Here is a 12,999-nt window from a genome sequence, read left to right as displayed (position 1 = left end):
ATATTATGATTAAGCAATACCTGCAAGTAACTAAACCAGGAATTATTTTCGGCAATTTAATTTCTGTCATCGGTGGTTTTCTACTCGCCTCGAAAGGGGTGATTGATTACCCTTTGTTCATCTCGACTCTGCTCGGCGTCTCATTAGTCGTGGCTTCTGGTTGTGTATTTAACAACTACATTGACCGTGACATCGATCGGATCATGGAAAGAACAAAAAACCGCGTCCTTGTAAAAGGGCTTATTGATCCGAAAATCAGCCTGATTTATGCATCAATACTGGGTATTGCTGGCATGGTGCTGCTCTATGTAGCAGCCAATGCCTTAGCAATGCAATTAGCGATTATCGGTTTTGTCGTATATGTAGGGGTTTACAGCCTCTACATGAAAAGGAAATCTGTCTATGGCACGTTGATCGGCAGTTTGTCCGGCGCTGCGCCTCCGGTTATCGGTTATTGTGCAGTAACTGGTCAGTTTGACACGGGTGCGTTGATCCTGTTACTGATTTTCAGTTTGTGGCAAATGCCGCACTCCTATGCCATTGCTATCTTCCGTTTCAAGGATTATCAGGCAGCGAACATCCCTGTACTACCCGTGATTAAAGGCATATCTGTGGCGAAAAACCATATTATCCTTTATATCCTGGCATTTATGATTGCAACTCTCATGCTGGCAATCAGCGGTTACGCTGGTTACAAATATCTGATTGTTGCAGCGGCAGTCAGCATCTGGTGGTTGGGAATGGCATTATCCGGTTATAAAACGGCTAATGACCGCGTTTGGGCCCGTAAGTTATTTGTATTTTCCATTGTGGCAATCACTTCCCTGAGCGTCATGATGTCTGTTGACCCAAATGTGTCCTCAGAAACCCTTCTAACTTACATCCGGTAATTCTCCCTGATGGCAATGGCATACGCCTTTGCCATCAGTTTCCTTTTCATATCCTCCCCCTTATACTTCAATATTATTAATTCAATTAACTATTTACCGCTTATCAAAAACCTATCTACAATGGCACATCTAAATATTTCGAGGTAACCATGAACGATAATAAAATGACGCCACTTGAGCTTCGGGCGACATGGGGCTTAGGTTCAGTTTTTTCTTTACGTATGCTGGGCATGTTCATGGTCCTTCCTGTCTTAACAACCTATGGTCTTGATCTAAAAGGTTCTACCGAAGCACTTATTGGTATCGCTATTGGTATTTATGGTTTAACTCAGGCAATTTTCCAGATCCCTTTTGGCCTGCTTTCTGACAAAATTGGCCGTAAACCCTTAATTGTTGGTGGACTACTACTCTTCGTTCTTGGCAGTATCACGGCTGCTCTCAGTGATTCTATCTGGGGCATAATCGTTGGGCGGGCGCTTCAAGGCTCCGGGGCTATATCCTCCGTAATTATGGCTCTGCTTTCTGATTTGACCCGCGAACAAAACCGAACTAAAGCAATGGCATTTATTGGTATTAGCTTTGGCGTCACTTTCGCCATAGCAATTGTACTTGGCCCAATTCTTACTCACACCATTGGCTTAAATGGCCTGTTTTGGGGCATTACCGTTCTAGCCGGTTGTGGCATTCTGATAACATTATTTGCTGTTCCTTCCACAGATAAACACGTTCTTAACCGTGAATCAGACGTTGTTCGTCACAGTTTCCATAAAGTTTTAGCTGATAGCCAACTGCTAAAACTGAACTTTGGCATTCTAAGTTTGCACGCTTTGCTAATGGCAAGCTTTGTCGCTCTGCCTCTGGTTATGCAACAAGCTGGATTCCCAGCCCAACAGCATTGGAAGGTTTATCTGATCACCATGCTGATTTCATTCTTATCTGTTTTGCCTTTCATTATCTACGCAGAAAAAAAGCGCCGCATAAAACAAGTGTTTCTATTGTGTATCACACTGCTATTTATCGCCGAAATTGTATTGTGGTCAGCGGGGAACCATTTGTGGACAATCTTTGTTGGCATACAAATTTTCTTTATTGCTTTCAATATAATGGAAGCTATTCTGCCATCACTTATCAGCAAAGAAGCGCCGGCGGGTTATAAAGGTACAGCAATGGGAATTTACTCCACCAGCCAGTTTTTAGGTGTAGCTTTGGGGGGTAGCCTTGGTGGCTGGTTATATGAATTAAAGGGAGCATCGCTGGTATTTATGGCAGGTATCGCTCTGACAATTATTTGGTTTATTATCAGCACGACAATGAAACAACCCCCTTATGTCAGCAGTATCAGAATTTCGCTGCCAGAAAATATAGTCAATAAGACATTGCTGGAACAAAAAATTCTTGTTCAACCCGGTGTTCGCGAAGTTGTTATTGTGCCGGAAGAGTATAGCGCTTACATAAAAGTAGATATTAAGCAGACGAGCAGAGCACAACTTGAGCAATTGATAGCATAACTTACAGCGGCTTTCGCTAACAAAACCCCCTCATTCTCCAGTTAGATATTGAAGGGAAATTGGGGATGGAATTCCCGCTCAGGAATATCCCACCCCACATTAAGCCAGATATGTTAATACATTAAGCGAAGCCAGTTAGCCAATACGAGAAAAATCAATCCCGGAAATTAGTAAACTGGAATGGCTGTCCTAATTCTGCTCCACGAACCAATGCCATAACACTCTGCAAATCATCACGCGCTTTACCGGTTACCCGCACCTGCTCACCCTGAATCTGAGCCTGCACTTTCAATTTACTATCCTTAATCAGCTTCACGATCTTTTTCGCTGTAGGGGTATCAATCCCTTGTTTCAGAGTCGCTTCAACGCTATAAGTTTTACCACTGTGCAACATATCATCAGGGATATTTAGTGCAGCTCCATCAATACCACGTTTAGCCAGTTTTTCACGTATAATATCAACCAACTGATTTACCTGAAAATCTGACTCACTGGCAATCTTGATAGATTCACTTTTTTCATTTAATTCAAAATTGGCGCTGACATTACGGAAATCCCAGCGTGTAGCAAGCTCACGCTGCGCGTTTTCTACCGCATTGCGAACTTCATGTATATCAATTTCTGAGACAATATCGAAAGATGGCATTATCCGTGACCTCCTGATAATCAATAAGTTGGCATGATAACCGCTTTCCATTGTCAGCAAAAGCTCTATACTCAGATTAGCGGGATCTTGCTATTTCCATTCAATATTACAGCGTCTTGCAACGAGGGTATATTATGAAGATAACCGTTCTTGGCTGTGGCGCTATAGGAAAACTGTGGCTGGCAGCATTATCACAACGAAAACACCAGGTACAAGGTTGGCTAAGGATCCCCCAGCCTGATTTACCTGTTCATATTGACGAAATTAATGGAGAAGCATTTGACCAGCCTATCCCAACTAATGACAATGACCATCTTGCCAACAGCGAATTACTGATTGTCTGCCTGAAGGCCTGGCAAGTATCTGATGCGGTTAATAATCTACTCCCCAAACTTTCATCTGATTGCCCAATCTTATTACTACACAATGGCATGGGTTCCCAGGAAGAATTGCTATCTGCACCTAATCCAATACTCCTTGGCATCACGACTCACGGCGCATATCAGAATAACCAACAGGTTTATCATACGGCTTCTGGACTAACACATATTGGCTCTGCAACATCAAATGCAACTGTATTCAGCTCTCTGGCCGATATTCTGCATCAGGCTTTGCCGGACGTTGCGTGGCATAATGAAATTTTCGCTATTAGTTGGCTAAAACTCGCGGCTAACTGTGTCATAAACCCACTTACTGCGATTTATGAATGCAGGAATGGAGATTTGCTTTGCTACCCGGAACAATTAAATGTTTTGTGTGAAGAAATCATTCAGGTTATGGAGCGAGAAAACATACATACTTCCATCAGTAACCTAACTGCCTATATCTACGATGTTATTGAGCGCACAGCAAAAAACTACTCTTCAATGTTGCAAGATATCCGCGCAAAACGTCACACTGAAATTGACTATATCACTGGATATTTATTGCGCCGGGCCCGTGCTCATGGCCTGCCTGCTCCTGAGAATACCCGTATATATAACCTGATAAAATGTAAGGAAAGTGATTATGAACCATTCAGCACTCATCTGCCTGGTTCATGGTAGTGAAAAAGTAAACAAAAGCGCCCTGCTTCAAACTCATCATTGAGGCTTCCCTGATGGGAAGCCTCTAAATATCGTCATTAAGGCCGATAAACTTTCACATTATCAAACCCCTGTTCACACAGATAAAGCGCCTGCAAGCGGCTCATCACTCCGCGCTCACAATAGAGCAGATAGATTTTCTCTCTGGGTAAGTCACCAAACTGGCTACTTAATTTATAGAACGGCAGTGATTTGATTTCTACGCCATTCATCTGCAATGGCCGATCATCTTGTTCATCAGGAGAACGAATATCCAGTAATACATCAGTTGGAGCAAATTCAGTGACCGTTTCAACTTCAACGACTTGCTCACTGCTTTGTTCTGCGATCTGACGTATATCAATATTCTGAGCCTCACTAATAACTTTTTCCAGAATATCAAAATCGAAATTATCCTCTTCCGCTTCAATTTTGGCTTTAACCGCTTTTACAGTTGGACTTTTTGAAATAACGCCACAAAACTCAGGTATCGTACGGGCAAAATCCTCAGTGCCAATTTCGCGTGCCAGTCTGATAATGTGCTCCTTATCATGAGAAATCAGCGGCCGCAGAATCAAAGTATCCGATGCATTATCAATCAAACGCAGATTGGTCAGCGTCTGGCTGGAAACCTGCCCCAACGCCTCACCGGTAACAATAGCCTGCACACCATAACGTTCTGCAACTTTAGATGCTGCTCTTACCATCATCCGTTTAAGCACCACACCCATTTGCCCGTCATCAACTTTTTCCAGAATTTCAGCAACGACAGGTTCAAAATCCACGGCAACAAAACGGACTTTATGGGAACTGCCAAAGCGGTTCCAAAGATAATGAGCGACCTGCTTCACACCAATTTCATGAGCAGAACCACCAAGATTGAAGAAACAATAATGAACACGGCAGCCACGGCGCATCAACATATAGCTGGAAACACCAGAATCAAAACCACCGGAAATCAGAGACAGCACATCTTCCTGCGTTCCGATAGGAAAACCGCCAATGCCTTCATAACGGGCTTTCACCAGAATCAGTGTATCCTGCTCAATTTCCAGATTAACGGTAACATCAGGATGAGTCAGTTTTACTTTCGCAGATTCAATGTGCTGGTTTAAACCACCACCGACATAGCGTTCTACTTCATTAGAAGTAAACGCATGTTTACCACGGCGTTTAACCCGTACACAAAATGTTTTGTTATGGAGCAATTCGCCATAAGCCTCATAAGCTTGTTCAAAGATATGATGCATATCACGAAATTCACGTTCTTCTACTTGCAGAATATGGTGGATACCGGGGATACGTGTCAGCGCATCACAAATTTGAGAGCCAAGGTTTTCATCTTTAGTACGAACTTCGATATTATCCCAATGGTGAACTACTGCAATATTATCTCCCAAGGCTTTGAGCACATTGCGAATATTACTGGCAAGAATTTTAATAAAGCGCAAACGGACAGTTTGGCTCTTGATCGTGATTTCTGGGAATAATTTAATAATAAACTTCATAGTGAGTTATAGTAGTCGTTAGGAGTTTTGATAAATGAAACTGACATCATGTTCTGGTAGTCAAATCAGGCTGCGGAGTATAGCACTATCTCACGACATAGCGCGCAAAAAATACAAAACCAGTTAAGGATTTGTTTGCACCAGCATAATAGGATAGCCTGCAACCCTCAGGCGAACTCTAAATAGTAAAAAGATTATGCCAAAGAAAAACGCAACATCAGAAAGCCCAGGCAGTACACCAGAAACCACACCAGCAATGACATTTGAAAGCTCATTAAAAGAGTTAGAGCACATTGTCGTCCGTCTAGAATCCGGTGAATTGGCACTGGAAGAAGCCTTGAACGAGTTTGAGCGTGGTATTCAGTTAGCCCGTCAAGGGCAACGGACTTTGCAACAAGCAGAACAGCGGGTACAAATTCTTCTTAACGATGACGCCCAATCTCCGCTAAATAACTTCTCCCCGGATACTGAGTGAGCCTATGCCTGAACAAAACCCGATTCAATTCAAAGAACAGCTTAAGACCTGTCAACAACGTATCAATAACGTTCTGACAAGCACATTATCTTCATTGGCATTTTCAGATAGACCACTGGTTCAGGCAATGCAACATGGCGCTTTACTTGGTGGCAAACGTCTGCGTCCATTTTTAGTTTATGCCACAGGTGACATGTTCGGATTATCTGCCAATAATCTGGATGCACCCGCCGCAGCGGTTGAATGTATTCATGCTTTTTCATTAATTCATGACGACTTACCCGCAATGGATAACGATGATTTACGCCGTGGGCAACCAACTTGCCACATCAAATTTGGTGAGGCCCACGCTATTTTGGCGGGAGATGCTTTACAGTCTCTGGCATTTGAAATCTTATCTAAAAGAGAAATGCCGGATGTGACAACGGCGGATCGCCTTGAAATGCTTTCTGAGTTGGCAACCGCCAGTGGTATCGCCGGTATGTGTGGCGGTCAAGCCCTAGACTTAGAAGCTGAAGGCAAACAGATTGATCTTCATGCGCTAGAACAAATTCATCGCCACAAAACGGGTGCTCTTATCCGTTGCGCTGTCAGAATGGGAGCCTATGGCGCAGGCCAGAGTGGACATAATGCCTTACCTGAATTGGATCAGTATGCCCAGGCTATTGGCCTCGCTTTCCAGGTTCATGACGATATTCTCGATGTCATTGGCGATACCGAAATGATCGGAAAACGTCAAGGCAGTGACCAGCAATTAAGAAAAAGTACCTACCCGGCATTGCTGGGGTTAGAACAAGCACAGAAAAAAACGCACCAGCTGTATCAAGAAGCGCTAGAAGCATTGAATAAACTGGAAGAAAAATCCTATAACACAACAATGCTGCGCGCACTTGCCAGCTTTATCATTGAACGTAACAATTAATTACCTATCCCAATAAGCGTTATCATTACATAAAATAACCTAATGGGATGAGTTATAAGGTCTGTTGGTAAATTTGGCCTCCAGCAGCTCTATTAATAAACACTTCTTAACGAGCATCAAATGAGCATTGATATAGCCAAATACCCAACATTGGCATTAGCGGAAAATCCTGAAGAACTTCGTATGTTGCCAAAAGAGAGCCTGCCGAAGCTATGTGATGAACTTCGGCAATTCTTGCTAAACAGTGTCAGTCGCTCCAGTGGTCATTTTGCCTCCGGTCTTGGTACCGTTGAACTGACTGTGGCATTGCATTATGTCTATAAAACGCCTTTCGATAAACTAGTATGGGATGTTGGTCATCAGGCTTATCCGCACAAGATCCTGACAGGACGCCGGGATCGTATTGATACTATTCGTCAGAAAAATGGACTTCATCCCTTCCCCTGGCGGGATGAAAGTGAATACGACACCTTGTGCGTCGGGCACTCATCTACCTCCATCAGCGCTGGATTAGGTATGGCAATTGCCGCTCAGCGTGAAGGCAAAGACCGCCGCACAGTCTGTGTTATTGGTGACGGCGCGATAACGGCGGGTATGGCCTTTGAAGCGATGAACCACGCGGGGGATATCGATCCCGATATGCTGGTCATTCTTAATGACAACGAAATGTCTATCTCAGAGAACGTCGGTGCGTTAAATAACCATCTGGCTCAGCTTCTTTCCGGGAAACTCTATACCACACTACGGGAAGGTGGAAAAAAAGTCTTTTCTAACCTGCCCCCCATTAAAGAATTACTGAAAAAAACCGAAGAACATATCAAAGGGATGGTCATTCCCGGCACAATGTTTGAAGAACTGGGCTTTAACTACATAGGACCGATTGACGGACATGATGTACTGACATTAACTCAGACACTGAAAAATATGCGCGAGCTGAAAGGGCCACAACTCCTACATATCATGACCAAAAAAGGCCGTGGCTATGCGCCAGCCGAAAAAGATCCTATCAGTTGGCATGCGGTGCCTAAATTTGATCCGGCTAGCGGTACATTACCCAAGAGTTCAGACAACCGCCCGACGTTCTCCAAAATATTTGGAGACTGGCTATGTGAAGAAGCCGCTAACGATAAGAAACTGATGGCGATCACTCCGGCTATGCGTGAAGGCTCCGGTCTGGTGCGATTCTCCCGCGAATATCCGGATCAATACTTTGATGTCGCTATCGCAGAACAACATGCCGTGACTTTTGCCGCTGGTCTGGCAATTGGTGGTTACAAGCCGATTGTCGCTATCTACTCAACATTCTTGCAACGTGCTTATGATCAGCTTATTCATGATGTCGCAATCCAGAATCTGCCTGTACTGTTTGCAATAGATCGCGGTGGCATCGTTGGCGCTGATGGTCAGACACATCAAGGAGCGTTTGATCTCTCATTCCTTCGTTGCATTCCCAACATGGTGATCATGGCACCAAGTGATGAGAACGAATGCCGCCAAATGCTGCATACCGGTTATCATTACCAGCAAGGTCCGGTAGCAGTACGCTATCCGCGAGGAGCAGGAACTGGCGCAGAACGTCAACCATTCGAGCAGTTGCCCATTGGTAAAGGTGTTATTCACCGTCAGGGTAAGAAAGTAGCAATTCTGAACTTTGGCACTCTGTTACCCGATGCACTAACAGCAGCAAAATCACTGGACGCGACTGTCGTTGATATGCGTTTCGTTAAGCCACTGGATAAAGAGCTGGTTCTGCAAATGGCTGGCAGCCATGATTTACTGGTCACTTTGGAAGAAAACGCGGTTATGGGTGGTGCCGGCAGTGGTGTTAATGAACTGTTGATGCAAGAAGGCCGTCTTGTGCAAATTCTGAACATTGGCCTGCCTGACCAATTTGTGCCACAAGGCAGCCAGGAAGAAATCAGAGCTGATTTAGGGCTTGATGCCGCAGGCATTCAAAATAGTATCAATAAAAGGCTATTTTTCTGAGTATATAGGGATAATAGGACATTCTAAAGAGCCGCTGGTAGATGTGTTGCATAGCCTTATTGAAGAACCCAATGTTGTCTTCGAAGATGGCTATGCGTTCTGGTGTGCATTGGACGACTACATCAATGCAAAGCCGATTAAATGCGGCGGTAGGACTAAGCAAGCCAACTTTACGGACGCATTAATAGTGAATAAATCTCAGCGGTATGGGGCAAAAAACAAAAAGTCGGTTTCGCCGCTTTATACTTTTGATAAAGCCGCATGCTTGTCCTTAATGCGGCAAAACCACCGCCCACCCAATAACGCCATCACAAGTTCAAGAGAAGCTATTGCGGCCAGGACGGGGATAAACAAAGCCTTGCCCCCGCTAACTAATATCCATCCACCTATCACCGGAAATCCAAATATACCTACAAAATAGGCGGCAACAAACCAGGTGAGAGCCGCATGACGATTCTCAATAGCAGAGTCGTTTACTGCCCATGTTTGAATGACAGGATACACCAATCCATACCCTATCCCCGTTAACATGGCCGCCACAATCTGGAACACGGGGTGAACCGGTATACCCAGCAGAGCCAAAATGCCCATGATTAAGAATAACATCAGCGTAGTGACTAACGGGATACGGGGCATTGTCGATAAACCTCGGGCCAACAAAAGCCGCGACACAACCACGGTCGCTGCATGTACAGCGAAGAATGTACTTGCATTTGCACGAGTTCCTTCGACAAGTGAACTCTGGAACGACATCATGCCGGAGAATACGCAGCCTCCCAGACCTACCATCACAATGGGACGGATCGCACTACTTGCGGCGATCTTCGTTATTTTTTTCACCCAAGGTCTCAGTGATAACTCCCGTTGACCACGCGGCTCCCTGATCCCAAAAATCGCCAGAAGCAGTGAGGCGAAGGTACCAACGATGCCAACAAGGAGAAACGTTGTTTGGACGGGCACTCCTGCCTGTTCAACCGCTGCGGTGAGAAGGATAGGACCGCCGCAAATCCCAGCCATTTGAAACGCACTAAAGCGGGTAAACTAGTGATCCCTGTCAACATCGGTAACACGCTCCGACAATGCCATGGGCCCACTGATATAGAACATTCCCCAACCGAGTCCAATCAAGAACGCCGCGAGGGCTGCAAGGCGCGATGCTTCCAGCTGCCCGGCAAACTAGTTATTCTCGTAAAAAAACAATAAAATCATCACATTACTAATGAAATCACATTATCACGGTGTCTACAAGATGAAATATCACTTGGTATTAGTGACGAAGTATTGAAGAACAGGCTTCACCCATGACATGTTAGAAGGGCTAGAAAGCCTTCGTCATAAATCCCGCTGAAAAATGGGAGAGCCCAATGGAACAATTTGGTGGAGAGGCAGATCCTATCCCTCTTTTGCTCGATATGCACCCAAATATTATACCCAGTCGATTTATAAAAACCGTAAATAGACTTAATAATCAAATGCACTGCACATCAGAAAGTCAAAATCTGATAAAACGCCAGTAACCAAACAATGGCGAAAGAAAATACAGCTGCGATAATATCATCTAACATGATACCTAATCCGCCATGAACATAACGATCAAACCAGCGAATAGGCCATGGTTTCCACATATCCAAAATACGGAACACAATAAAACCCGTTAAAACCCACTGCCAGTTAACCACAGGAATCGCCATTAATGTGATCCACATACCGATAAATTCATCCCAGACAATACTGCCGTGGTCATGAACTTTCATATCATCAGAAGTACGCTGGCAAATCATTATCCCGAACAACATTCCGGCAATAATCACCAACCAGCAAACCCATTCTGGAAACTGCATCAGTAATAACCAGAATGGAATAGCAGCAGCAGATCCCATTGTTCCTGGCATTACCGGCGATAGCCCACTACCAAAACCCGTCGCTAATAAATGCCAGGGATTACTCATCCGTAAACGGCGTTTTGCCTCATCCATGTGCTTCCTCGGTAATAAAGTGATCGAACCCTTTTAGATCCAATTTAATCTCTTTATTATTGCTGTAATAACGAATCTCTTCTGATTCCGGCATAATCTGCCCGACACAGCTAAAACCAGCGCCAGTATGAGCCAAAGCGATTTCCAGCGCGCCGCGATTCCTTTCCGGGACAGTAAAACATAATTCATAATCCTCCCCGCCACTCAAAGCCCACATAAGTGCCTGTTGCGGTTCAACGTATTGTTTCATTGCACCAGAGTAAGGGATCGCATCCAGATTTATTCTGGCTCCACATCGGCTGGCTTTCAATATGTGGCCCAGATCGGAAATCAAGCCATCAGACAAATCAATTGCTGACGTTGCCAGGTTACGCAATGCCTGCCCTAACAAAATACGGGGTTGTGGCCGGAGATGACGTTGAATTAGCCAATCACGGGACTCTGGATCAGAAATTTGCAAATGGTTTTGCAACAGAGCCAAACCTGCCGCACTGTCACCCAACGAGCCACTCACATAAATCCAATCGCCATTTTTTGCGCCGGCACGCCGCAATGCTCTGCCTGCGGGAACCAGACCATGAATCGTTAATGTCAGACTCATTGGACCACGGGTGGTGTCACCACCGATAAGCTGCATACCGTAATAACGCAATTGTTCAAAGAGGCTGTCACTGAAACCACTTAGCCAACACTCATCTATTTCCGGTAATGTCAACGCAAGTGAAAGCCAGGCTGGATCAGCACCGACAGCGGCCAGATCACTTAAATTCACCGCCAGAGATTTATAAGCCAAATCTTCAGGAGAAATATCAGGTAAGAAATGAACGCCTGAAACCAAGGTATCCGTGCTGACAGCTAATTGCTGTTTATCGGCCAGCGTCATCAGTGCACAGTCATCACCAATACCCAGATTTACGTCACGCCGGTTAGTTACCTGGCGATCAAAATAACGCGCAATGAGGTCAAATTCGCCACATGCCATAATAGAATCCCAAAAAGTTACAGATGATTACGTACATAAGGCCGGTATCCCGGCCTTATAAATCATCGTCTACGGTGGGAAAAACCCGGCAAGCAGTGAGAATTATCTTTTCTTGCGTGCTGCTGGGCCAGATTTATCCAGTACCCCGTTCACGAATTTGTGACTATCTTCAGCACCGAAGACTTTGGCCAATTCGATAGCTTCGTTAATAGCCACTTTATAAGGGACATCATCACGATAACTTAGTTCAAACATAGCAATACGCAAAATGGCTTTTTCTACCTGACCTAACTCTTCAAGCTGACGGGAAAGATAAGGAGCCATCAAAGCATCCAGCTTAACTGCGTTCACAGCGACCCCTGACAGCAATTCACGAAAATAGGTTACGTCAACACCAGTGACGTCCTGCTCCGACAGAAACTGTAATTCAACGTCAGCAATGTCATTGCCAGATAATTGCCATGAGTATATAGCCTGAACAGCGCACTCACGAGCACGACGACGAGCAGCAGGTTTCACAAGATTCCCCTTAATTAAAACTAAAATCAGCCTTTAATGGCATTAATTACATTGACCATTTCCAGTGCGGTTAATGCAGCTTCTGCGCCTTTATTGCCCGCCTTGGTTCCCGCGCGTTCAATCGCCTGTTCAATGCTTTCTGTAGTCAGAACACCAAATGCTACTGGGATTTTACTGGTCATTGCTACATTAGACAGACCGGAACTGCATTCACCAGCAACGTATTCAAAGTGAGCGGTACCACCACGGATAACGGTACCCAGCGCGACAACTGCGTCATATTTTTGGGTTTCGACCAATGTTTTTACCGTCAATGGTAATTCATATGCACCAGGAACCCAGACAACAGTGATATTCTCTGAGGTCACCTGGCCGATACGCTCAAGCGCATCTATCGCGCCTTCTAACAGATTATCATTAATGAAGTTGTTAAAACGTGCAATGGCAATCGCCACACGAGCTTGTGGAGCCGCAACAATACCTTTGATGACGTTCATAGCCTTCCTTATATCTGTTCATATCC

Annotated in this window: 12 protein-coding genes and 1 pseudogene; 6 read left to right on the top strand and 7 right to left on the bottom strand. The window is 44.8% G+C overall.

Annotation, left to right across the window (positions count from 1 at the left end):
• Nucleotides 1-5: 5 nt before the first annotated feature.
• Nucleotides 6-890, top strand: a complete 885-nt coding sequence (gene cyoE / locus PTE_RS01180) for a heme o synthase (protein WP_036843442.1) — start codon at nucleotides 6-8, stop codon at nucleotides 888-890.
• A 149-nt stretch (nucleotides 891-1,039) separates the two neighbouring features.
• On the top strand, nucleotides 1,040-2,398 hold the full coding sequence (locus PTE_RS01175; protein WP_036842420.1) for an MFS transporter: 1,359 nt from the start codon (nucleotides 1,040-1,042) through the stop codon (nucleotides 2,396-2,398).
• A gap of 154 nt (nucleotides 2,399-2,552) precedes the next feature.
• Here the strand turns inward: PTE_RS01175 and PTE_RS01170 are convergent, their stop codons facing one another.
• Nucleotides 2,553-3,044, bottom strand: a complete 492-nt coding sequence (locus PTE_RS01170; RefSeq protein WP_036842418.1) for a YajQ family cyclic di-GMP-binding protein — start codon at nucleotides 3,042-3,044, stop codon at nucleotides 2,553-2,555.
• A 134-nt stretch (nucleotides 3,045-3,178) separates the two neighbouring features.
• Here PTE_RS01170 and panE point away from each other — a divergent pair, with 134 nt between their 5' ends.
• The gene (gene panE, locus PTE_RS01165; protein ID WP_036842417.1) at nucleotides 3,179-4,090 is read left to right on the top strand and encodes a 2-dehydropantoate 2-reductase; all 912 of its coding nucleotides are present in this window, start codon (nucleotides 3,179-3,181) and stop codon (nucleotides 4,088-4,090) included.
• Between the two features lie 77 nt (nucleotides 4,091-4,167).
• Here the strand turns inward: panE and thiI are convergent, their stop codons facing one another.
• On the bottom strand, nucleotides 4,168-5,616 hold the full coding sequence (gene thiI / locus PTE_RS01160) for a tRNA uracil 4-sulfurtransferase ThiI (protein ID WP_036842416.1): 1,449 nt from the start codon (nucleotides 5,614-5,616) through the stop codon (nucleotides 4,168-4,170).
• A 196-nt stretch (nucleotides 5,617-5,812) separates the two neighbouring features.
• On the opposite strand from thiI, the gene xseB reads away from it, so the two are divergent.
• From xseB to dxs, 3 genes are all read left to right on the top strand, one after another.
• Nucleotides 5,813-6,091 carry an exodeoxyribonuclease VII small subunit gene (gene xseB, locus PTE_RS01155; protein ID WP_036842413.1) on the top strand — a complete coding sequence of 93 codons (279 nt, stop codon included), beginning with the start codon at nucleotides 5,813-5,815 and terminating at the stop codon, nucleotides 6,089-6,091.
• Between the two features lie 4 nt (nucleotides 6,092-6,095).
• Entirely contained in the window at nucleotides 6,096-7,013 is a 918-nt protein-coding gene (gene ispA / locus PTE_RS01150; RefSeq protein ID WP_036842411.1) for a (2E,6E)-farnesyl diphosphate synthase, read from the top strand.
• Nucleotides 7,014-7,133: 120 nt separating this feature from the next.
• On the top strand, nucleotides 7,134-8,999 hold the full coding sequence (gene dxs / locus PTE_RS01145; RefSeq protein ID WP_036842410.1) for a 1-deoxy-D-xylulose-5-phosphate synthase: 1,866 nt from the start codon (nucleotides 7,134-7,136) through the stop codon (nucleotides 8,997-8,999).
• A 240-nt stretch (nucleotides 9,000-9,239) separates the two neighbouring features.
• Here the strand turns inward: dxs and PTE_RS01140 are convergent.
• The 5 genes and pseudogenes from PTE_RS01140 to ribH form a co-directional block, all read right to left on the bottom strand.
• A pseudogene (locus PTE_RS01140) lies at nucleotides 9,240-10,175 on the bottom strand (MFS transporter); the annotation flags it as partial.
• Nucleotides 10,176-10,483: 308 nt separating this feature from the next.
• Nucleotides 10,484-10,975, bottom strand: a complete 492-nt coding sequence (gene pgpA / locus PTE_RS01135; RefSeq protein WP_036842408.1) for a phosphatidylglycerophosphatase A — start codon at nucleotides 10,973-10,975, stop codon at nucleotides 10,484-10,486.
• Nucleotides 10,968-11,957: a thiamine-phosphate kinase gene (thiL, locus tag PTE_RS01130; protein ID WP_036842406.1), complete on the bottom strand. Its 990-nt coding sequence runs from the start codon at nucleotides 11,955-11,957 to the stop codon at nucleotides 10,968-10,970. Before thiL ends, pgpA begins: the two co-directional genes overlap by 8 nt.
• Before the next feature lie 102 nt (nucleotides 11,958-12,059).
• Entirely contained in the window at nucleotides 12,060-12,476 is a 417-nt protein-coding gene (gene nusB / locus PTE_RS01125; RefSeq protein ID WP_036842405.1) for a transcription antitermination factor NusB, read from the bottom strand.
• A gap of 26 nt (nucleotides 12,477-12,502) precedes the next feature.
• Nucleotides 12,503-12,973, bottom strand: coding sequence for a 6,7-dimethyl-8-ribityllumazine synthase (gene ribH, locus PTE_RS01120; RefSeq protein ID WP_036842404.1), 471 nt, complete (start codon nucleotides 12,971-12,973; stop codon nucleotides 12,503-12,505).
• Between the last annotated feature and the right edge of the window lie 26 nt (nucleotides 12,974-12,999).

Source organism: Photorhabdus khanii NC19 (assembly GCF_000517265.1).
GTDB lineage: Bacteria > Pseudomonadota > Gammaproteobacteria > Enterobacterales > Enterobacteriaceae > Photorhabdus > Photorhabdus khanii.
Note: the sequence above shows the minus strand (reverse complement) of the source record. Positions and strands in the feature narration are given on the sequence as shown.

Excerpts from the sequence above, each read along its gene's own strand:
- PTE_RS01170 (WP_036842418.1), bottom strand. The coding sequence starts at position 3,044 with ATGCCATCTTTCGATATTGTCTCAGAAATTGATATACATGAAGTTCGC.
- panE (WP_036842417.1), top strand. The coding sequence starts at position 3,179 with ATGAAGATAACCGTTCTTGGCTGTGGCGCTATAGGAAAACTGTGGCTG.
- xseB (WP_036842413.1), top strand. The coding sequence starts at position 5,813 with ATGCCAAAGAAAAACGCAACATCAGAAAGCCCAGGCAGTACACCAGAA.
- PTE_RS01175 (WP_036842420.1), top strand. The coding sequence starts at position 1,040 with ATGAACGATAATAAAATGACGCCACTTGAGCTTCGGGCGACATGGGGC.
- dxs (WP_036842410.1), top strand. The coding sequence starts at position 7,134 with ATGAGCATTGATATAGCCAAATACCCAACATTGGCATTAGCGGAAAAT.
- ribH (WP_036842404.1), bottom strand. The coding sequence starts at position 12,973 with ATGAACGTCATCAAAGGTATTGTTGCGGCTCCACAAGCTCGTGTGGCG.
- ispA (WP_036842411.1), top strand. The coding sequence starts at position 6,096 with ATGCCTGAACAAAACCCGATTCAATTCAAAGAACAGCTTAAGACCTGT.
- cyoE (WP_036843442.1), top strand. The coding sequence starts at position 6 with ATGATTAAGCAATACCTGCAAGTAACTAAACCAGGAATTATTTTCGGC.
- thiI (WP_036842416.1), bottom strand. The coding sequence starts at position 5,616 with ATGAAGTTTATTATTAAATTATTCCCAGAAATCACGATCAAGAGCCAA.
- pgpA (WP_036842408.1), bottom strand. The coding sequence starts at position 10,975 with ATGGATGAGGCAAAACGCCGTTTACGGATGAGTAATCCCTGGCATTTA.
- thiL (WP_036842406.1), bottom strand. The coding sequence starts at position 11,957 with ATGGCATGTGGCGAATTTGACCTCATTGCGCGTTATTTTGATCGCCAG.